This window comes from Varibaculum sp. C0165D1 (assembly GCF_056590355.1).
Genome location: NZ_JBWPVY010000003.1, coordinates 148683 through 170606 on the forward strand (window position 1 = coordinate 148683; position 21924 = coordinate 170606).

Sequence of the window (21924 nt, forward strand, 5' to 3'; positions counted from 1 at the left end):
CTCCTGAGAGCTATCACCTTGCGATGGGCGGTCAACGATCGAGACCCACGGAGGTTGGCGACTAGAAACTGCTGCGCCCTATCCGGAGGCCACCACCGAAGACCGAAACCTGGGTGATAGCAATTCGGCCCGGCGATAACCGGGCCGATATTCCTATGTTAGTGGCGCAAACCGAGACGCGCGATCAAAGAACGGTAACGTTCAATGTCGATGTCTTTCAGGTAGCCTAGCAGGCGGCGCCGCTGCCCCACCAGCAGCATTAGTCCCCGACGGGAGTGGTGATCATGCTGGTGAGTTTGGAAATGCTCAGTTAGATCCGAGATCCGCTTGGAAAGCAGCGCGATCTGGACCTCAGGCGAACCCGTATCACCGGGATGGGTCGCATATTCTTCCATAATCTTGGCTTTTTCATCTTTACTCAGTGCCACTGGGTTCTCCTTTTCCTATACTTGTTGCACGGAGCTCCGGGGCAGTTTCACCCGGGCATGACGCATCCGTGGCCGGCTTGTAACGGCTTTACTAGCCTAACATCACCGCTGCTGGCTATCCTATTTTGGCGCTGGTGAACTAGGACACGGCGCGGGCGGGAGCGCTGGCACGGGTTACGCGCGGAGCCTTGGTTTTTCCTCCCGCCCAAGAATTCGGAAAAAGACCGCAGTCATTTTCCGAATTCTTATGCCCACCGCGCCTGCTCGGATAAAACCAAGCCCCCGCGCTGGTGCGGCACCAGCCATTTTCCTCCTAATATGTCCTAGCCCGCGCGGAAGGCACTTCCCATTTCGCCCTCGGGCTGCGGCAACCGTCCGTCTTTGATCGCCCGCAGGAATTCGGAGTGATCGGCCTCGGTCTGGTCGGCGTAGGACCGGGCGAAGGTGGCGAAGGCTTGTCCCGGTTTATCAGATTTACCCAGGTAGCCGGCAATCATAGCGGCGCCGTGGGTGCGCGCGTGTCCTTTCGCCAGCAGCAGCCCCACGATCCCCGCGTAGTCGCATAAAGAATTGCCTCCCAGCCGATCCAGGGGCACGGTTCCTTTCATATTGCGGAACTGGCGCACGTAGTATTGATGCTCCCCTACGCTCGCCCAACCCAGGAGGGGATCAGAGACGGTTTGCAGCGCCCGCTGATATTCAACCACCCGTTGCCCCTGGTGGGCGTGCCATTCTTTAGAGCCGTGCACATATTGGGCGAGTACCGAGCGGCGGGCCTGTTTGAGCTGCAGGAAGATTACGTCCGTGGGGGTGGAGCCTTGCAGCAGCGCGATATAGGCTCGCAGACCCACCGAGCCTACCCCGACTACTCGCTGCGCGATATCGACTAGGGTGTATCCGCCTAATACTCGCGCCCATTGTGGGGAAATAGTGTGCAGATATTCGTCGAGGGCGCGCGCCACCGCATCCCAATCATCCTGGGGAATTTGGGTGGTTAGCGGCGGTTCTGGGGTTATCTTAAGGCTGCCTGCGGATTCTTGGGCGAACTTGGGGAGCGCCCGATCCGAGGTACGTTTCATTGCTTTGGCGGCGGCACGCTCAATTTCTTTAACCAACTTGGGAGTTAGCTCTTTCGAGGTGAGTTTTTCCAGGTCAATCCGGTTAAAAGCGCGCTCAAAGAGGGGGCGGCCCGCCAGGTAGGCGATTTCGTCCCGGTAGGCATTAACGCAGGCGACTACCGCGTCGGAGCATTTGGATTCGGAAAGATTATTTTCCCGCCCCGCCACGTGGATCGAGGCGGTCAGGCGGCGCAAATCCCATTCCCAACTGCCGGTATGTGCCTCGTCGAAGTCGTTGAGGTCAATTACTAGCTCCCCTTCGGGGGAACGATAAAAACCGAAGTTTCCCAAGTGGGAGTCCCCGCAAACTACCGGTTGGATCCCGGTGGCGGGTAGAGCGGCCGAGTCGGCGGCTTGGACTACCGCCGCTCCCCGTAAGAATCCGTAGGGTGAAGACGCCATCCGCCCTACCCGAATCGGGATCAGATTTTCTACTCTGCCCTGGTGAGAGTCTTGGATGAGGGCGATGGGGTCGCGATCGGGCGGCGACACCCAGGCTGCCAAAGAACTGAAGGGAACGGTATCGCGCAGCGAGCGTCCGTATTGGTACCGCTTTTCCCGCGGTTCGGGAGGTGCGAGCAAAGATTGATATTTCACCGGAATATTCACGCTGTAAATTCTATATTCTTTGTGCGTATTAACCGATTTCAACACCTTTTCCCCGTTTGAAATGGCATTAGCCTTTTGGAATGGAAGCCGCCTAGACGGCGGTGATACCGCAGTTAGATAACGTTGGTGACTGGTTGGCTGTAGGATTTGAGGTCTTCCCAGGAATCTGCGCGGGCAGTGTCATTTTCGTAGGCGATTAGGTATCCCCACTTTTGATCTGCGTAGGCGTCCTCGGCAATCAAACGTCGCACTAATGATTCTGCGGCTTTACGTTTGGCTTGCACCTGCTCGTCATCACGTCCACGTTCTGATTTGCCTTCAATAATCCAGTACACGCCATCACTGTCGCGGGCAACAAAGTCTGGGAAATAACGATCTTTAGAGTTGTAGTACACGAAAGCCCCATCTTGCGGGTGCAAACGGTGCCACCACTTGATTCCTGGCGAAGTATTTAGCAGCTTGGCCAATACATATTCACCGGTGTAGGAGTCGAAGGATTCCTCAGCGAAAAGAGACTTGAACCAGCCCCCATAAACCCGTCCCCGCACAAACTGTTCACGGCTGTCAATCTGGTCATGCACTATTTCACCCATCGGCAGGGTGTATCCCGAGCCGGGCAGGGTTTTAGGGTGAATGGTGGAAACTTCACGGGTGGCGCGTAGCGTCTCATCTATATGTTTTTGCACCAGCTTAGAAAGCTCATCACGCGCAGAAGCCAGTGATTTCACCGTCCATCCCGTGAAAGTCACGCCTTTCATGAAACTAGGAACCAGGAAGGTAGAAACATAGCGATGATTCTGGTCTGTTTTTGGCACCAGTTGCAGGTTCATCACCAGTTTAACCAGGCCTTCTTGGGCGTCAGCATCATTAACATGAAGCGAGTCTACTTCCGCACTTTCCCGATCTTCAGCCCGCAGTTTCTTACCTAACACGGCAACAATTTCCTTACGCAATAACACGTCACCTGTAGAGGTAACCCGCCGTGCCGCCTGCTCGATCTGCTCATCACTAATCTCTGACAAGTCAATAGGCGGCTGGCTAACGGTAATCGTGGTCACCGGGAACTGGTAACTAACCTCAGCAAACTCAGGGTTACGCTCAATCGTAACTTGCTCCCACGCCGGGGCGGCATCTACCCCGGATTCGCTAATAGTGCGAACTCCCAGCCCTGGAAGCCCCGGCTCCCCCGGCTCACCAACCAACACCGAACCTTCATGACTTGCAAATACCTGCGAACCATTCACAAACGAGAAAGTGGTATCCACCGGGGCCCCGGTGGGCTGGCTGACGCTATCACCGTCAACGGCGACAGGATTAGCAGAGATTTCGCTACCGGCACTTTCGATAGCCTCACGCATCCTACCTACATCTTGGTTGGCTACCGCTTCTTCTAAACCAAACTGCTGCAGCACATTCTCGGCAGCCAACAACTCACTAAATGACTGGTGGGCGATAATATCCAACTGGTCAATCTGCCCCACCCCCGTATACTTCCCGAACGGCAAACGCAACCCGCGCCCCATCGTCTGCTGGGTCAAAACCTCCGAAGCCATCGCCCGCAGCGTTACCACCACCGCGATGTTCTTAACATCCCAACCCTCTTTAAGCTTATTGACACTAACCACCGCTAACACCGGCGAATACGGACGATCCAACTCCTCGAGCAGACGCTGAGTTGCTTCGTCCTCATGCTTAGAATCCACCTGCAACACCGCATCAGCCTTACCCAGATACTCCGGGGTACGCAACAAATCAGTTACTTGGGTAGCGTGCTCCACATCCGAGCACACCACGAAAGCAACCGCATTCACATGACCGCGCTCTTGCTCTTTCGCGTAAGCATCGTAATAAGCCTGTTTAATCTCCCGCAGCTGCAACGCATCACGCAGCTGCTGCTCCTCCGAGGCTTTACCCGCGCCATAACCCGTCTTACGGAACGCCAACACCGGAGCCTTCACATACTTGTCCTGAATAGCTTTATACAGCGGATACTCGAAAATAACCTTATCTGTTGTCTTATCCACCGAGGCAGTCAAGCCAATAGCCGCAGCCGGATCTAGCTCTTTAAGAGCGGCATTAAACGCTACCGCGCTCGTACCGTAAAGATGCGACTCATCGGCAATCACCACCAGGTCATCAAGATTTTTGAGGTAATCAAAAAGCACCCCCGCGTTCTCATCAAACCTGCGGGGCTTGCGCCGCATCGCCTCCTGGGTACCACCATGAGTATCCCCGTCCTCGGACTTGGGTGCAATCAATTGCTGGATATTGAAAATGAACGCCAGTAACGGCACCTCGCGACCAAAAGCCAGCTGCGCTGGGCCATTCTGGCGAGCCACCCACGCCGAATAATCCTGCGGCGTAACCACCTGCGGAGGCACCCCAGAACCAGCAATATACCGAGCAGACCCCGGAGAGAAATTTTGTACCGTCTTCGCCTGTACCGTTTTACCAGGGGTAACAATCATGACATGACCTACCCCTTGACGGCGTAAATACTCCACGAACGCCGCCATTAAATAGGTCTTCCCCACCCCGGTCGCCAGATTCAACACCTGCATCACCGCCGGGTCATAATCTCCATCGAGAGTAAACACCAGCTTGCGCAGCGCTTCTTTATTGGGAGCCCGCAAATCAAACTGGGCGCTAATTTCTTCCAGCATGTCGGAATCAAAACTAATATTAAGCCGACCCGCCATTACCGCTCACCCCCTGCGCTAAAAGAAAAAACATCATCCGGCACGGCAACCACCCGTGAACCTTTCACCGCTTTCCGTAGATGCTGACGCACCCCATCCATCACGCTGGTAGCAGCCAGCACAATCGTCTCACCCGGCCGCACCTGCGAGGCCAACCAATCCACAACCTCCACAGTTGCGACGCCCTCAACCACTTTCAACAAAGAATTGCCGCGCCTACCGTCAAACACATAATCATCATCAGGATGCAACAATCTGAACCCCAGATTCGCTGCTACCGACTCAATAAACACCTGCCCAATCGCCGCCGCCGTTAGCATCACCCGACCCAACTGCGGATCGTAATCAAAACAAGCCGGCGACAAATGCGCCACCTGAAAACCGCCACCCCCACGCCAATTAACCACATCTTTCGAGCGGCGAGTTTTCACCATCTGCTTGACTGCCCGAATATCCGCCGACTTCTTCAACTCCGGGCTCTCACTTATCGCCTTATTAAGTAAAGAAGTCAGCCTCTGCGCATCATCAGCGTTTAAACCCTCCGGTAAACCCTCATCGGTAGCGTCCACCCGTTCGCCCTTCGAGCGAGTGATACCACCCGGATCAGTATCGTTAATTACCTTCTCTAACCGAGGACGGGTAAAGCGTTTAAAAGTATCCTCCACCAGCTCACACGTCACCCAACGCCTGCCCATCTTCTGCGCGACAGCAGCCGTAGTTCCTGAACCTGCAAAGCAATCTAGTACTATATCGCCTGGTTTGGTACCGATGTGGATAATCTTCTCAAGCAGTCGTTCGGGCTTAGGGGTGGAGAAAACCACATTCAAGTCAGAAAATAAGGCTTTAAGTTCTGCTTTTGCTTCACGGTTATGACCAGCTTCTGAGTTAGGCCACCAAGTTTCGGGAGGAATCGAAAGACGTGCCGAGTCCTCGTATTCTTTCACATAAGGTTGAAGCCCAGAGCCTTTATCTTCCCAATGAAGGTCATTGACCTTTTCCTCTACTGTTGATGCTTTCCAACGCCAATTGCCTTCTGTTCCATCTGGTTTTATCGGCCAAACTTCAGTTCCATCAGGAGCAATTATCGGATACCAAAGATTAGGTCTATCTTCGCGCAAGCTATTTTTGCCCCATTTCCTAAGTGGCCCGGGTGCACGGTATCGACGCCCTTGTGCGTCAGTCAGAGGAAAATCTAGCTTTACCGTTGATTCAAGTTTATTAGGTGACCAATTCAGTTCTTTTGCATAAACAAGGAGAAAATCATGCCTTTCAGAAAACTGATTGGCGTCCATTCTTGGAGAATCTCCCTTCTCCCATGCAACCTCAGCCACAAAATTCGCGGCACCAAACACTTCGTCCATCAGCAGTCGCATCCTATGTACTTCCACATCATCCAAATGCACCCAAATGGATCCGTCCTCACTCAAGAGTTTCTTTAAATGCAGCAAGCGGTCGCGCATCATGGTCAGCCACACGGAGTGTTCCAGGTTGTCCTCGTAATTGACGAAAGTCTGCGCGGTGTTGAATGGCGGATCAATATAGATCAGCTTCACTTTGCCCACATATTTTTCGGCTAACTCTGGCACCCGGGTAAGCGCCTCCAGCACGTCCCCGCTCTCTCCCAAAATCAACAAGTTATCGTCTTGCGGCTCCAGATCAGCACGCTCAGAATACTCGAAATCCTCACTCTTGGGAGTTTGTTTACCCTGAACGTGTTCGTCATAGACCAGGGTGTGGGTTTCACAGTAACGCGGATCGGCGGGATCAACCCAGGTGTAACCATATTTGCCGGTTTCGGTAGGAATCAGAGCCTTGTCCTTGTTGTACCAAGTAAGTTGCAGGCGTTGTTGCGACATCTAATAGCCCTCTCCCTTGCGCGCCAATAAAACACTTCACAGATACCCTGATATTACCGCCCCACGATAGCGCCCCTAAGCAACCTGCCGGTTTAGACGCTCTCTAGGGCGCTTCATTTAGCTTCTCGTGTTGGCTGTTGGCCTCCAAGGCTTTGGCAGCGAACTTGTCGAAATCTGACTGATATTCCCTGTCTTGGATTACCCGATATTTTTCCAGTTCTTCTTTGGCTTTATGGTCTGCTATTTTCTTGGAGATATTCCCGGCGCTCTCTAAGAGTTCGCGACTATCAAGAGTGAGTACTTGGTTCAGGAATTCTTCCCATTTTTCCATGGTGGTGGGAATATGCCGCTTGGCACGTGATTCTGCCAGGTTTAGGTAGGCTTCAACGATTCGTCCTAAATCGGCCAATTCGTCTTTCGTTAGGTAGTTCTTGGCGACGGTAACATCGCTGGTTAGGACTTTCCCTTCTGGGGAGTTTTTCCAAGTTGTTAACCCCATGTGTGGTTTGGCGGCGTCAGCTCGCTGGGCAATCAACTCGGCAGCGGTATGACCATGAACCGCGTAATGCAGTTTGTTTTGAACGGCAGCAAAGAATGTTTTGGTGGTGGGGGCATTGGGGCTGTAGTCGACTGCGGTGGCATAGATGTCGGTTATTTTTTGGTAAAAGCGGCGCTCCGAGAGACGAATCTCGCGGACTTCTTGGAGCAGTTCCTCGAAATAGTCATGCCCGAGAAACTTCCCCGACTCCATGCGCCCGCGGTCAATAACATAGCCGCGCAGAGTAAAGTCTCGAAGCACTGCGGTTGCCCACTGACGGAACTGGGTAGCGCGAATAGAATTTACGCGGTAGCCAACGGAAATAATGGCATCTAGGTTGTAATGCTGAATTTGGCGAGTTACCTGGCGAGAGCCCTCTTGGCGAACTATTGGAAAAATTCCAATAGTTGCTTCTTCGGTCAGTTCTTTAGAATCAAAAATCTGCTGCAGATGGTAGTTAATAGTGGTAACATCCACATCAAACAGCTGCGCCATCAGCTTTTGCGTCAGCCAAATCGTTCCCTCTTGATAACGCACTTCAACACCCGCGCCGGGCTGAGCGGTGAATACCAGAAACTGCCCGGAATCATGCTTAATTATTGTCCGAGAACTGGTTTGTTCCAAGCTCTTTTTAGGTTTACTATTCTTCGTCATACCGTTTTTCTTAACCATCCTTCGATTGAGGTTTTCCATTCGCAAATCATCACTTCTGAGTCTGAACCGACTGTTTGCGCCGCGCGGTTCTCACCCTCTCCCGCTAAACCCAAAGAATTGTTTCCGATAGCAAGATGGGTTCCGATGGCACATTTTTCCTGTAAAGGCAAAAGCTATTCTTTAAAATCTATCTCGACCTCGGCGGCGTTGTAGATATCCACCCTGTTTTGCACATCCACGCTATGTACGATCCAGCCACGCAACGAACATTTTTGAATGAACTCATCTATACGGTTCACACCCCCCATTTCCCGTAAAGTAACCACTATCCCAAACCGCAAATTTCCAAATGGGGCGCCCGCAGGCTTATCCCACCGGGTGGTCTTGCGGATTTTCAACCCCCACATCTGCGTCTTGTAGGCCTTCCTACCGCGCTGACCATTACGAAAATTCTCGCCGATATGTTTGACGTTATCCCACTTGCGGTAGCTATTACGGGCCGTGCCCTCAGTAGTGAAATCATTATTTTCACCTTGGCGGTTATTGTTAACCGCTATCAAACTATCCTTGTCATCAATACGCCCAAAGTGTAAATCCAATTCAGTACTGGTATAGTCCACGCCTTGACGGCGGTCACACGGGGGAAAATAGCACAAGGTGGCACGGGCAATATACGGATGTTTTTCATTCACAACTGGCACTGGAATATCGAAGTTATAAGTTTCATAAGAAGCAGACATCCCAGTCAACACAAATTTAATTTCATCATCTTTAGACTTAACCAAATCCTCTATGCGAATGGGAACCTGACCATAGCCTCGCTTAGAATCCTCACGAAAATCCCATCCCGCAGCCGCGTCAATTATCAGCGCTTTGGCAACTTCACGATTAAACCCCATTATCTGCATTAAATAGGCCATTTTCCGCGCTATCCACGGTGCCGCAAAAGAAGTCCCCTGTACCCAAGAACCCCCGTTTCCTGCATAGGCATACATGGGGATATCCTGATCCCCACCAACTGCGCAGACGTCAGGTTTTTTGAAGAATTCCAAGACCGGACCACTTCGGGAATAGCTGGCAGTTTCACCGGAAAATGAGGTTGCATTTACGACTAAGGAGTTAATCGAATCAGCGGGAGCCCCGATTTTCTGTTGTTGTTCCTGCGTTTGATTGGTACCTGCCACCACAAAAACAATGTCATCAAATCGAGATTGCAATTCATCCAGAATAGCGCCCTCGGGAGACACGAAGTTACGCGCTACCTCTCGCACAGAACCCTGGGAAATGTTCCATACTTTAATGTCACGGTTCTGTTCCACGATACTTTTCACTCGCCTCATGAATGCAAACGAATCTGATCGCGATCCCGTAGCGACCCCGAAGTGCCGCACCCGGAAACGACCACAACCGTCATCCAAGTCCGGTACTAGACTCGGACCGTCGACAATAAGCGATGTAACTTTTGTCCCGTGAGCATAATCCTCCGGTCGTATTTCAATTTCAGGGGGAATCAGATTTATTGACTCAACCCAATCGGAAAAATACACATTTTCATCAAACGGGGTATCAATCACTCCGATAATGGGTTCATTACCCGCTTTAGGTATATCCAAAGGATTGATACCCGCCTCATCGAACTCTTCGGGGGTCAATTCGGAGATATCGGAAATCGCCATCGATACCAGGAAGGGATATTTCCCTATCAATACACTGTATTGCTCCGGGCTCAGCCGGAGAGCGCTTCCCAACACTTGGTCAGGCGTGACTCTTAAACCCAAACCATCTAGAAAATCGCGAACATCGCTGTAGCCGGTATCGTAAAGATTTACAACTACCCAGCCGTCAACTGCCTCCTGCTGAGCACGTATGCCGAAACGCTCAGCGAAATAAGCATCCCTGATTACCTGGAAAAAGCTACTCTTCGGCAGTTTATAAATCCACTTATTTTTGGAAGTCTTTTTTATTTTCTCCAGTATTTCATAATTGATAGTGCCACCGTGTTGCTCAACAATTGCTGCGCAACTATCCAAAACATTGATGGACTCATCAACCGTGGTTTCGCTGACACAATAGGTAATCACATGGTGGGTGTTCTGGTAGTTGCCCTCGAAGCAGGCTCCTACAATGAAATTACTAGCTTTAGAGCTGCCTCCGCCAAGTAGGCGGCGAATCCGGTTACTTTTAGCCGTTATTTTTTTATAGTAAACGCTGATCAATGGATTGAAGGGTATCTGCTTTTTCTGCCAATACTCCTTTATTTCCATCAACTGTTGACGCAAATCTAACAGGTGTTGGGCAGTAACTTCCCCATTCTTGGGTAGTTGAGGCAAACCTGGTCGCCGAGCACCTTTGGTTTGGAACTGACCTTTAAGCTGAAGCAGGTTATTCACCACGCACCTCCCGCAGTTCCCGGGAAATAGTTGTCTTCGGCACCTGGGAAAGCACTTCAATTTCTCGCAACGTAAAACCTTGCCGACTCAGCTCTGCATAATCCTTGATAGATTTACCCGGACAGACCTGGGAGTAGAGACGGCGCAGATAATCGTATAGATCACCGGGTTTACTGAAAGCAAGCGAGGTTCGCAGCATATTCTCAAGGTCTCCCGGATAAGGAATCTCCGGCATTTGATTCATGATTTTTCGGAACAAGCGTACATTGCGAGCCACATTTTTGAACTTGTCCAACAATCCGCTCAACATCACTTCAGAAATTTCTAACAGGTCATCTCTGTCGTAGCGACCAAAATCAATAATGGAATCAAATCTTCTGACGAGGGCTTTATCTAGCGCCTCATAAAGATTTGTAGTGGCGATCAATACCACCTGTTCATTTAGAGAGTCGAGTTCCTTTAATAATGCCGAAGTAGCTCTGCCCATTTCCCGAACATCATGGTTATTTACCCGATCAAGCGCCAGGGCATCTATTTCATCGAACAAGACCACTGCCTTATCGGGGTGCCGCATATCGTTTATTTCCGTGAAAAGACGCCCTATATTCTTACCTGTTTGTCCAAGTTTGCTGTCAATAACCGCGTTAAAATCCACCAGATAAAGCTCACGCTTGGTTATTCTGGCGATTTGGCGAGAGGTCTGGGTTTTCCCGGTACCCGGAGGACCTTGGAACAAAAACTTGTTTACCCCGATATTGTGGGAGATTGCATTGCATACACCGGTAACGTCCATGGCTATAGCCTCCGGGAGAGGCAACGGTGCTGAAGCAGACTCAAAACGACGAAGAAAATCTCCCCCGTCCTCCCCTAAAGCTTGCGGGACAAACGCGTTAGCATCAGAAATGAGAGCCATAATATATGCAGCTAGCTCCGCGTCACCGGCAGCCTCAAAGTCACGGGCAATTTCTGACGCCTCAGCGCGGAATGCAGATTCATTTCTGTCTTCGTGATATCTAATCAGATTGATAACATTGCGTTTCTTCAAGACGTCCCCTTTCGTTACACACAAGCGTAGGCACACTTTGGGACAGATGCAAGTCATTTGGGACACGATTTCAATTATTCACAAAACATTAGGGCTTTCCTGCTGGTAGAAGCAATTAGCAACAATTAAATATCCTCAGATAAAAACACACCCCGTATCCAGCGCATCCAGATTCCCGGTACTTTTCCCGGTTTCCCCGCTGAGTAAACTCGCGCATTCTCAATGTGGCACACTCAAGGTATGAGCGCCGCAGCGCTGCCCAGACGTAGCAGTCTCCTAAGGTGACTGCCTCTGCCTCGCCCTCGGAAAACGCCTCAATGACAACATTTTTAACGCGAATAAAGCCCGGGGCGCGAAGAAAGGTATTGAGTAAATCCGGTACCTTTCAAATTTAGGAAAAATAAGCGAAACTATTTAAGTCGAAAAGTGGAGTTTGTCAGGTCAGAGGGCTACTTTCTTGAGTTCAAAGCCCAATCCGGCTGACGTATCGGGGGAAGGTGACGATGATTTTACGAGTTGTCCTGGAAGGACTGGTGCTGGGCGCGCTGCTGATTTTGCTCTGCGTCATCGGCATCCGCAAAAGCCCGGTTAATATGGTGTATCTTTACCCTCCCCAGGTGCAGGAACGGTGCGTAAAGTTGGGATTGACCACGCGTAATAAAATCAAACGCGGCCGCGCGATTTTCAAAGCTATTTGCATTCCCGGCTACATTATTTACACGCTGGTCTGTGTTTATGCGATAAATGACACCCGAGGATTCCTGGCAGGCTTTTGGCAGATAGCGGCAATTTTATTCATCACTAACCTCGTCGACCGTTTCTTGGTAGACGAATACTGGGTGGGACACACCAGGGCGTGGATTATCCCTGGTACCGAGGATTTGCAGCCATACATTAGACTCCGCGACAAGGTCATCAAATGGCTATTCGGCACGGTCGGGGTGGCAGTTTTGGCAGCCATTCTCTCTGGTATAGCCACAGTTTTCACCCGCTTAAGCTAAAACACTCCCTGGCTCCGCCGACGCCCCTACTGCCCACACAGGGCTTGCTTGTAGAGGTTGGCTATCACCGCAGCTCCAGCATTGGTGGGATGGGTGCCATCATCTACCAGGTACTCTCGATGCCCTTCGCTGGCCGCCCACCAGTCAATAATCCCCACATTCGGATTGGCGTTCGCCAGACGGTTCAATATTTCATTATTGATATCTTGCAAAGGATTCGGATCGCGGATAGTCACCAGATACATGGGCCTGCCTTCGGCGGTGTCGATCAGGTTTTGCACCAGCCGATCGCCGTACAATACCCCGTTACTGCCTAAGGCATACACCAGGACCCGGGGACGAATCCCCTGATTCTTGTATTTAGCTAACACGTCTGGGCCGCGCTGGATCTGGCGACTAGTTTTCCCGTCGACTACCGCGTTTGGCAGCACTTTCTTAATCGCCGGGGTAGCCTCGTCGGTTACCGAATCCCCAATAATGAGGACGTCGGCATTACAGGTGCCGGTGGCCGGATCTATATGCCATCCGGTGGTATCCAAGTTATTGGGAACCTTCTTGGCCACGGGTTTTATCCCCTTAGGCTCTTCTTCCGGTTTGTCGGTCTCGTCCTTGTCCTTAGTTGCTGGCTTCTCTACCTTCGGGGAGGGGGCAGCAGTAGCGGCAAGTTCGGGACGCAATTGCACCGCCCGGTTTTTCGCTATCTGCTCCCAGTTAGCGGGGTAAAACGCCAAGATCCCGGCTACTACCAGTGACAGCGCGGAAAGCACTGCGAACACCGTGAGCTGCACTTTGCGGAGCCGGCTCTGCGCCTTAAGTTTTGCGACCTTCTTTTCTCCCGGTTTTTTCCAAAGGGAACTTACCAAGCTGGAGGGCGCTTCTGTCAGGTGATAGAAAACTTCTCCGGCAACTACCACTATCAGGAGCTGCAAAAGTTGCTGCCACCAGGTGGGCGGAACTGTGCGGGTAGCCGGATTCAGCATCAGCAGGATCGGGAAATGCACCAGGTAGAGGGCGAAGGAGCGGGAACCCAGATAGTTAAAAACCGGGTTGCATAGCAGTTTTGAAATCACGGAGCCAGCGGAAGCCGCCGCTCTGATTATTAGCGCACTGAGGATCGCCGCCAGCAGGAACCCGCCGAGATAAATCGCCGGCATCTCCCCATTTCCTCCGATAGCGAAGACTACTAACGCCACGAGGCTCCCGGCTGCCAGTATCTGCAGCGCAGTGCCTTTTCCGGTCTTCGCCTCGCGAGCAGAATCGGAACCCGGCGAAGAAACCTGCGGGTAAATAAAAGCTAAGAACGCGCCTACTAGCAGTTCCGCGGCGCGAGTATCCAGGCCGTAATAGGCGTGAGTAACATCCTCTCCCGCCATCCAAAAGATCGCCATTGCCGCCGCAGACGCCAGAATCAAGACTGCGGTAATCGCCGGGGCTGCCCGCCGGACTTTAAGCAGCAGGTAGACAATCAGCGGCCAGATCACATAGAACTGCGCCAACAACCCTAAAAACCACAGGTGCGTGAGCGGGGAGGGCAGCCCTGCCGCCGCGAAATAGGGGACGTTGCGGAAAATGTAAAACCAGTTGCTGACGAATAGGGTCGCCGGTAGGCAGTCGCTTTGCACTTTCAGCAGCAGGCTGGGCGCGAATAGATAGGTCAGGGCGGCGGCAAGCGCGATAGTGATAACTATCGGGAAAAATAGCCGCCAGAAGCGTCGTAGCAGGTAGCGCCGGTAAGAAAAGACTCCCTTATCGAGGGCGCTGACTACGCTGCGGGTAATCAGGAACCCAGAGAGTACGAAGAATACGGTCACCCCGATAAATCCGCCGGGTAACACGCTGGGGCGCAGGTGGTAGAGAACTACCGCCACAATTGCTAGCGCTCGTAGCCCATCCAGTGCCTTTATCCTGCTGCTCCGGCGCCGCTGAGGAAGAGATTTTCCTGGCGCCGGCGTATTTTCGGACAAAGATTGCGGGGAACATTCATCATTTGTCATGACTAAAGTCTAGCGCGAGTTGAAAGCGAATTTAAAAAGGTCACAAAAACAGGCTCGGACAACTCCGTTATTCCTAAATCGGTACCCCCAGCCCACCCTCGCTGCGAGGCCCTAACGTTTATCCTTATCTGCACCTCCAAGTTTTGTAAGGATAGCGCTTATCCTTACATCCAGCCCTAAGTTTTGCAAGGATAAGCCTTATCCTTGCAATCACCTACTTTAAAGTGCGAAAATAAAGTAAGAACTTTCAGCGATACCGGAAACACCCACAATACGGCAGCGCCGCCGCAATGGTGGCGGGAAACTAAGTCCCGGGGAGGCGAACACATGGGGCATTACGAAAAACGGCATTGGGCAGCAAATTTGTCTGCGTTTTCTCGGGAAGGCCGGCGCAGCGGCGATTACCGCTCCTACGTACCTGACCTGCTGGCGGGAAATATCGTGATTACTGAAGAAAACTCCGCCGCCGCTGCTCTCTTGGAACGGAAAATCCTGGCGTTTTCTCCGTTAAACTCGCAGCTAGGGATGGAGTCTTTGGCGCGGTTGATCTTGCGCGGTGAAGCTATTGCCTCCAGCAATATCGAGGGATTGCAGGTTGCTCCGCGGGAACTGGCGCGCGCCGAACTGAAGGAAAAAAGCGGCACTGATCCGCGCAGCACCGCTGGGGACGTTATCCGCAATATCCAGATACTAGAGGACGCAACCAGCAAATTAGCTAGCGCCGAGACGGTTTCACTTGCGGACATTGTGGATTTGCAGCAGAAACTAATCCACGAGGAAACTTGGCAAGGGATCCGCAGCAGCCAAAACTGGTTAGGGGGCAGCTCCTACCATCCCCTAGCTGCCAGCTATATCCCACCCTCCCCCGAACACCTCGATGGTTTATTAAATGACCTGGTCAACTATCTAAATGGGGCAGAGCACGGCCCGCTACTGCAGGCGGCGCTGGTGCACGCACAGTTCGAATCCATCCACCCCTTCCCCGATGGCAATGGTCGCATCGGGCGGGCGCTGATCCATATTGTTTTAACTCGCCGCGGCCTCACCCAGGGGGCTCCCCTGCCGCTATCTTTGGCGCTCGCTACCAGAACTGACCTGTACGAGGACGCGCTTTCTTCCTACCGCCACCTCGCCGCCCCCCGCAGCGACCAGGCAATATCGGCGGTGAACCATTGGATCAAAGTATTCTTGGATGCTTGCCAGATTGCGCTCACCATTTCTGAAAGCCTTAAGAACCAAGTCGAGGAGCTGCAAGCCGACTGGAAGGCGCGGCTAGATTCCTGGTACCTCAGCGAGCACCACCGCTCCCTGCGCATTGATGCGGCCGCTAACCGTTTGCGACAGCAACTACCCAACCTGCCGATGTTCACTATCGCTTCTGCCGCTCAAACCTTAAAGGTTTCTCGCCCCGCTTTCGAGAACGCCGCTAAAGATTTAGTTGCGGCGGGAATAGTGGCGCCGCTTAGTATCGGGCGTGGGCAACGCGGCTGGTGGCAACCAGATTTGTTTGACCTGATCAGTGGCAGCGAACGCCGCCTTGCCTCCACCCAGTGGGATACCCTGGTCTCTGCCCCGCGCCGCCCCGTACCCAATGCTTTGACAGCTCGCGCCCTGACAAACGCGCAAAGAGTTATCGAGGGTAAAGATCCCGAAGATGGGGCAGTTTTTGAGGACGCAAACCAGGCGGCAGAATTTCTGGACTCTCTAGCATGAAAATTCTTTTTGACCGCCAGAACATAACGTAGACCCATATCTTTACCTCGTACCCTTAAAATCTTTACTTTTTACTCCTTGCTTGCCGTAAGAAGTAAAGATTTTGAGGTGATAGCTATCTATGGCAACGAAATTTCAATAAGAAACTTGCGGCTAGCGCCTATAAAATCCATTCTCTTCCAGACATAAAAGGGAGCGAGGGGTAGTATCAGTATTACCGGGGTCACAACGGGGTGTCCTCGGCTAGTAGTTCACCAGTTTTAGCGCGCGGCACTGACCGGGGTAATCGGCAGGGAACGCCTACCTGCGGGGCTGACTTGAACCTCAGAATTCCATTGCACTCTGCTACCACAAGAGGTGCCGCATCCGCAGCCTGCCCCGGATGCCTCCTCGGGCATATCCTCGAAATCATCAGCGACTTCCTCGCCGCGCAGGGCAGTCGCAATCATCAACTTGATCCGGTTTAGCTGATTAACTTCCGAGGCGCCCGGATCATAGTCGACCGCCACCACATTGGCTTCCGGGTAGCGGTTACGCAATGCGCGGAACATGCCTTTGCCAATCACATGGTTCGGCAAGCAGCCGAAAGGCTGAGCGCAAATAATGTTGGGGCAGCCATGCTCAATCATGTCCACCATTTCCGCGGTCAAATACCAGCCTTCACCAGCCTGATTACCCATGCCTGCAATATCGACAGAACGCGCCGCCATATCTTTGATTCGCCGATGCATCTCGAACTTGCCGTTAGTTTTAGCGAAAGCCCGGCGAATCGCGTCCTCATAACGCTCTAAGGCCCACAGACCCGCATCCATCCCTAACTTAACTTTGCGGGAATTGCCCATTTCGTCGCGTTCAAAGTTTCCGCTGGCCAGGGAGTAGTGGAAGAACTGGATCAGGGTGGGCAGTTCCGCTTCGCAGCCTTCTTCCTCAATCACCCGCACCGCGTGATTATTAGCATCCGGGTGGAACTTCACCAGGATTTCTCCCACCAAACCAACCCGAGGGCGACGCGGCTCATCGTTCAAAGCAAAACTATCGAACTCTTTGACACATTCCTTAATCAGGCGGGAATAGCTGAGGCGACCGCCCCAGGTGGCCGAGTATTTTCCAGCCGCAAACCACTCCTGAATAATCTGATCCCAACGCCGATAAAGCTCCATCGCGGAGCCTTTCACCAGCTCATAGGGGCGTACCCGCAAAAGCATGGTTTGCAACATGTCCCCTAAGCAGATAGCTTGCAAAATCCGGTGGATTGCCGGCCAAGAAAGCTGGAATCCGGGATTTTCTTCAATACCTTGCACCGAGGCGGCAATCACCGGCACCTGCGGATATCCGGCATCCCGCAACCCTTTACGCAACAGGGACGCGTAGTTGGTTGCCCGGCACATTCCTCCGGTCTGCGAAATCGCGACCGCAGTTTTATCTGGGTTGGAGCGCCCGGAAGTAAACTCCTCAATCAGCTGCCCAATCACCACAATCGCGGGGTAGCAAGAATCGTTGTTCACGAACTTGAGGCCAGTTTCCATCGATTCGCGGGAAGTATGTTCCAGCAAACGCACATTCAACCCAGCGCGGCGCACCACCGGCTGCGCCAGACGGAACTGGATAGGCGCCATTTGGGGAACCAGAATCTCCCAACCATCTTTGCGCATCTGCTCAGTGAACTGGGCGTGTACCTGCACGTGTCCGGCTTTCGCCAGGCGAGACTCTTCCGCGGCGGCTTCGGCTGCCGGGTCTATGCGAGTTGGGACCGCCTCTTGGTCGCGCTGCTGCGGCGCCGCATCCGGATCACCGATCCGATCCGCACTGGGATAAGTAAGCACCGTGGAGCTTTGCCGCTCCCGAGTAGCCGCATCCAGGGAACGCAGGCGAATCCGGGCGGCTCCCAGGTTGGAAACCTCATCAATCTTGAGGACGGTGTGAACGTCTCCGCGCCCCTCCAAAATCTCTTGCACCTGGTCAGCGGTAATCGCGTCCACCCCGCAACCAAAAGAGTTCAGCTGCACCAGTTCCAGATCAGGTTCGTCGCCCACCCGGGCAGCGGCCTCATAAAGCCGAGAATGATAAGCCCACTGGTCACGCACCCGCAAGGGGCGCTCCAGGCGGCCATCAAGCACCGAATCTTCGGTAAACACCGCCATTCCCAAGCCGATAATTAACTCCGGAATCCCGTGGTTCACTTCCGGATCCAGGTGATACGGGCGCCCAGCCAGCACAATCCCGCGCACCCCGTTTTCGCGAATCCACGCTAAAGCTTCGCGGCCTTTCTCCCGGATCTCCGCTTTGACGGCGGCGTCCTCTTCCCAAGCCGCATCCAGGGCGGCTTTGGCTTCCGCCTCGGTTACGTTCCAGTCAGCGAATACTTCCGCGATCCGTTTAGGCAGAAACTCTCGATTCCCCAGGTTTAAGAACGGGCTAATCAGGCGGACGTCGCTGTCTTGCACCGACTCCATATTGTTGCGGATAACCTCGGGATAGGTACCCACCACCGGGCAGTTAAAGCAGTTATCGGTGCCTTCTACCAACTGTTGTTCATAAATCACCGAGGGATAAAAAATATTTTTTATCCCTTTCTTCAGTAAGGACTCGATATGACCATGCACCAGTTTTGCGGGGTAACAGATATTTTCAGACGGAATCGACTCCATCCCGGTTTCAAACAGGTCGTGGTTAGAGCGCCCCGAAACCATCACCCGGAATCCCAACTTAGTGAGCATGGTGAACCACAGCGGATAGTTTTCGTACATATTCAGCACCCGGGGAATCCCAATATCCCCGCGGAAAGCTTTCTTTTCGGTCAAGCGGCGATACCCGAAAATCCGTTTATATTTCCAGTCGAACAGGTTCGGTAGCGCCGACTTCTTCGGCACTTTCTCTAAGGAAGCCCCGCGTTCGCAGCGGTTCCCCGACACGTGCCGCTCCCCATTAGAGAAGGTAGAAATGGTCATTTGGCAGTGGTTTTGGCACAGCCTACAGGTCTTGCGGGTGGTCTCTACCTGGAAGTTCTCCAGGTCTTCCAAGGTGGCCAAGGTGGACTCCCCCTGGCCATCATCACTTTGCTTGGCAATCAGAGCCGCCCCGTAGGCACCCATCAAACCGGCGATATTAGGACGCACCACTTCCCGCTCAGTCAGCAGCTCGAAAGCCCGCAGCACCGCGTCGTTAAGGAAAGTTCCCCCCTGGACAACTACCTTTTCGCCCAGCTCTTCCGGGGTTTTGAGTTTAATAACTTTATAGAGGGCGTTGCGCACCACCGAATAAGACAGCCCCGCGGCAATATCTTTAGGGCTCGCCCCCTCCTTTTGTGCCTGCTTCACCGAAGAGTTCATAAACACGGTGCAGCGCGTTCCCAAATCCACCGGCGATTTCGCAGCTACCGCGTCCGCGGCGAAAGCCTGAACACTGGTACCCATAGTGGCGGCGAAGGTCTGCAGGAAAGATCCACACCCAGACGAGCAGGCCTCGTTCACCGAGATGGAATCTACGGCTCCGGCGCGAATCTCCAGATATTTCATATCTTGCCCGCCGATATCGATTACCGAAGACACCCCGGGCAGCAGGTCTTCGGCGGCGCGGAAATGCGCCATCGTTTCCACTTCGCCTTGTTCTAGGTTGAGGGCGGTTTTCACCAATCCCTCCCCATAACCGGTGGAGCAGGCGCGCCCAATATAAGCGCCCGCGGGCAGTTCGGTGCGAATGCGGCGCACAATTTCCACTGCCGCCGAAACCGGGTCGCCCTCATTAGAGGCATAGTGGGTAAATACGATCCGTTTATCCTGGTCAATCACGACCGCTTTAATAGTGGTGGATCCGGAATCTACCCCCAGGAAGCAACGCCCCCGCGCCTCGGATAACGGTAGCTGCGGGATTACTTCTTTATCGTGGCGGGCGCGGAACTCAGCCAGTTCTTCTTCATTAGCAAATAGGGGGCGCATCCGCTGGGAATCAGTATCGATTTTCCCGGTAGTCAGGTCAGTTATTAACTGTTCCAGGGGGCGCGGCTCCCCTTTGTCAGCACTAAGCGCCGCCCCCAGCGCTACATAAAGTTCGGCATGTTCGGGGGTGAGGAAACTATCGGCTTTAGGTAGTAGCTCCTGGTAGGCTTTGCGCAGATTCGGGAGGAAGTGCAGCGGCCCGCCCAGGAACATGACGTTTCCGCGAATCGGGCGTCCACAGGCCAATCCCGCAATAGTTTGGGTGGCAACTGCCGTGAAGATTGAGGCTGCGAGGTCTTCATGCGCGGCGCCCTCATTAAGCAGGGGCTGCAAATCGGTTTTGGCGAACACCCCGCAGCGCGAGGCAATCGGATAGAGCTGATTGGCACCGGAGGCCAGTTTGTCTAGTCCCGAGGCATCGGTGTGTAGCAAAGTGGCCATCTGGTCGATGAAGGCGCCGGTGCCTCCGGCGCAGGTGCCGTTCATGCGCTGTTCTGGGGTGGGATGCAGATAGGTGATTTTTGCGTCTTCCCCGCCCAGCTCAATAATCACATCGGTTTGCGGGTGAGTATCTCCCACTGCTTTGGTGCCGGCGATAACTTCTTGCACGAACGGTACTTTCATCGCTCCGGCAACCGAGAGTCCGCCCGACCCGGTCACTGTCGCCTTTACGGCAATTCCCGGATGCTCTGCGCTAATATCGCGCAGCAGGCCGGCCAGTTCCCCGCGCACATCTGCGTGGTGGCGGCGATAGTCGGAAAAGATTACCTGCCGCCCGTCAAGTAGCACCGCTTTTACCGTGGTAGAGCCAATGTCGATGCCTAGCCTGAGCACCCGCTTGCCTTCGCTAGCGGCAGCGTTTTCCCAGCTCGCGAATTCAAAGGGGGCAATGGTTTTGCTCATGGCACCTCCGGCAGTTGTTGTCACCCTCAAAGTAAACTGAAAATGCTAAATTCACAGGGTGTTGAAATTAGGATAGAGCTATGGAATCGGAAGAAGCAGAAAATTGCCTCAATCAGCGCGAACGCCTAAATGCGAGAAAAAAGACCGGCAGGGAAAGTGTTAACAGCGATGAATTAGAAGCCCGGAATTACGAAAAGAAAATGTTTCCTAATTCTCCTAACCGAGAGTTAGCTGGAAAAGATCAGGGCAGCCAGAAAAATAGAATTTCCCAGCGAAAAACTAAAAAAGCTACTCGCCCCCAGGACAAAGCGGGCGGTGAAAAAACTGCGGAAGCACTTGCAAACCAAGACCCACCGACCGATAAAGAAACACCAACTGATTCTGTAACTCACCCCCGCGGCCCCAGAGGCGCCCGCGGACAAATGCGCAAAGAAATCAAACAGGTAGCCGAAGATCAATTTATTACCCGCGGCTATGACGGCACCACTATGCGTTCGATTGCTAAGGGGGCAGGCTGCGACCCCGCGATGGTTAGCTATTATTTTGGCTCCAAGCAGCGGCTATTTCGCGACTGTTTCGACCTGCCCCTAGATCCTTTGGAACAAATTTTACAGCTCTGGGAACCTGGAATTGAGGGAATAGCTGACCGACTACTTGATTTTGCTTTCACCCTCTACGAAGAACGCCTCACCAAAGACCGGATGAAAGCCCTGATGCAGGCACTGATTACCGATTCAAAAACCACCCAACGCTTTCGCGCCTATGTAAGTGACAACCTGCTCGAAGGGGGCGCCCAAGTATTGAACACTTTACAAATAGCTTCCGGGCAAACCGTGGATAAAAAAGTGGAAACCAACTTTCACGCACTCACCGAGATTTTGATGTCCATGATTTACGGGGTGGCGACTATGCGCTATATCGTGCAGCTAGAGCCCCTAGCCTCCATGCCCCGTAGCGAATTACAAAACCGGCTCGCTCCGATATTGCAAACCGAAATCGAGAATCTAGCACACGAAGTATTCCCCTCGCTATCCTAAAGAG

The 21924-nt window shown here is 53.0% G+C and carries 12 protein-coding genes; 3 read left to right on the top strand and 9 right to left on the bottom strand.

Annotated features, from left to right (window positions below):
• Nucleotides 1-158: 158 nt before the first annotated feature.
• The 7 genes from rpsO to AC1EKS_RS05590 form a co-directional block, all read right to left on the bottom strand.
• Complete coding sequence (rpsO, locus tag AC1EKS_RS05560) at nucleotides 159-428, bottom strand: 30S ribosomal protein S15 (protein ID WP_481009109.1); 270 nt, start codon at nucleotides 426-428, stop codon at nucleotides 159-161.
• Between the two features lie 323 nt (nucleotides 429-751).
• Nucleotides 752-2155, bottom strand: coding sequence for a DUF2252 domain-containing protein (locus AC1EKS_RS05565; protein ID WP_481009110.1), 1404 nt, complete (start codon nucleotides 2153-2155; stop codon nucleotides 752-754).
• A gap of 113 nt (nucleotides 2156-2268) precedes the next feature.
• Nucleotides 2269-4854 (bottom strand): DEAD/DEAH box helicase, encoded by a 2586-nt coding sequence (locus AC1EKS_RS05570; protein ID WP_481009111.1) that lies wholly within the window; start codon nucleotides 4852-4854, stop codon nucleotides 2269-2271.
• Nucleotides 4854-6710 carry a site-specific DNA-methyltransferase gene (locus AC1EKS_RS05575; protein ID WP_481009112.1) on the bottom strand — a complete coding sequence of 619 codons (1857 nt, stop codon included), beginning with the start codon at nucleotides 6708-6710 and terminating at the stop codon, nucleotides 4854-4856. Before AC1EKS_RS05575 ends, AC1EKS_RS05570 begins: the two co-directional genes overlap by 1 nt.
• A 103-nt stretch (nucleotides 6711-6813) precedes the next feature.
• Nucleotides 6814-7902: a virulence RhuM family protein gene (locus AC1EKS_RS05580; RefSeq protein WP_481009113.1), complete on the bottom strand. Its 1089-nt coding sequence runs from the start codon at nucleotides 7900-7902 to the stop codon at nucleotides 6814-6816.
• Between the two features lie 173 nt (nucleotides 7903-8075).
• Nucleotides 8076-10292 (bottom strand): S8 family peptidase, encoded by a 2217-nt coding sequence (locus AC1EKS_RS05585; RefSeq protein ID WP_481009114.1) that lies wholly within the window; start codon nucleotides 10290-10292, stop codon nucleotides 8076-8078.
• Nucleotides 10285-11337, bottom strand: coding sequence for an AAA family ATPase (locus tag AC1EKS_RS05590; RefSeq protein WP_481009115.1), 1053 nt, complete (start codon nucleotides 11335-11337; stop codon nucleotides 10285-10287). Before AC1EKS_RS05590 ends, AC1EKS_RS05585 begins: the two co-directional genes overlap by 8 nt.
• A 503-nt stretch (nucleotides 11338-11840) precedes the next feature.
• Here AC1EKS_RS05590 and AC1EKS_RS05595 point away from each other — a divergent pair.
• Nucleotides 11841-12338: a hypothetical protein gene (locus AC1EKS_RS05595; RefSeq protein WP_481009116.1), complete on the top strand. Its 498-nt coding sequence runs from the start codon at nucleotides 11841-11843 to the stop codon at nucleotides 12336-12338.
• A gap of 26 nt (nucleotides 12339-12364) precedes the next feature.
• Here AC1EKS_RS05595 and AC1EKS_RS05600 read toward each other — a convergent pair whose 3' ends face one another.
• On the bottom strand, nucleotides 12365-14332 hold the full coding sequence (locus AC1EKS_RS05600; protein ID WP_481009117.1) for an acyltransferase family protein: 1968 nt from the start codon (nucleotides 14330-14332) through the stop codon (nucleotides 12365-12367).
• Nucleotides 14333-14659: 327 nt separating this feature from the next.
• On the opposite strand from AC1EKS_RS05600, the gene AC1EKS_RS05605 reads away from it, so the two are divergent.
• Complete coding sequence (locus AC1EKS_RS05605; RefSeq protein ID WP_481010281.1) at nucleotides 14660-16045, top strand: Fic family protein; 1386 nt, start codon at nucleotides 14660-14662, stop codon at nucleotides 16043-16045.
• Between the two features lie 260 nt (nucleotides 16046-16305).
• On the opposite strand, the gene AC1EKS_RS05610 is transcribed toward AC1EKS_RS05605, so the two are convergent.
• A complete protein-coding gene (locus AC1EKS_RS05610; protein WP_481010283.1) occupies nucleotides 16306-20883 on the bottom strand; it encodes an acyl-CoA dehydratase activase-related protein in 4578 nt (1525 codons plus the stop codon).
• An 80-nt stretch (nucleotides 20884-20963) separates the two neighbouring features.
• On the opposite strand from AC1EKS_RS05610, the gene AC1EKS_RS05615 reads away from it, so the two are divergent.
• Nucleotides 20964-21920 carry a TetR/AcrR family transcriptional regulator gene (locus tag AC1EKS_RS05615; RefSeq protein WP_481010285.1) on the top strand — a complete coding sequence of 319 codons (957 nt, stop codon included), beginning with the start codon at nucleotides 20964-20966 and terminating at the stop codon, nucleotides 21918-21920.
• The last annotated feature ends 4 nt before the right edge of the window (nucleotides 21921-21924 follow it).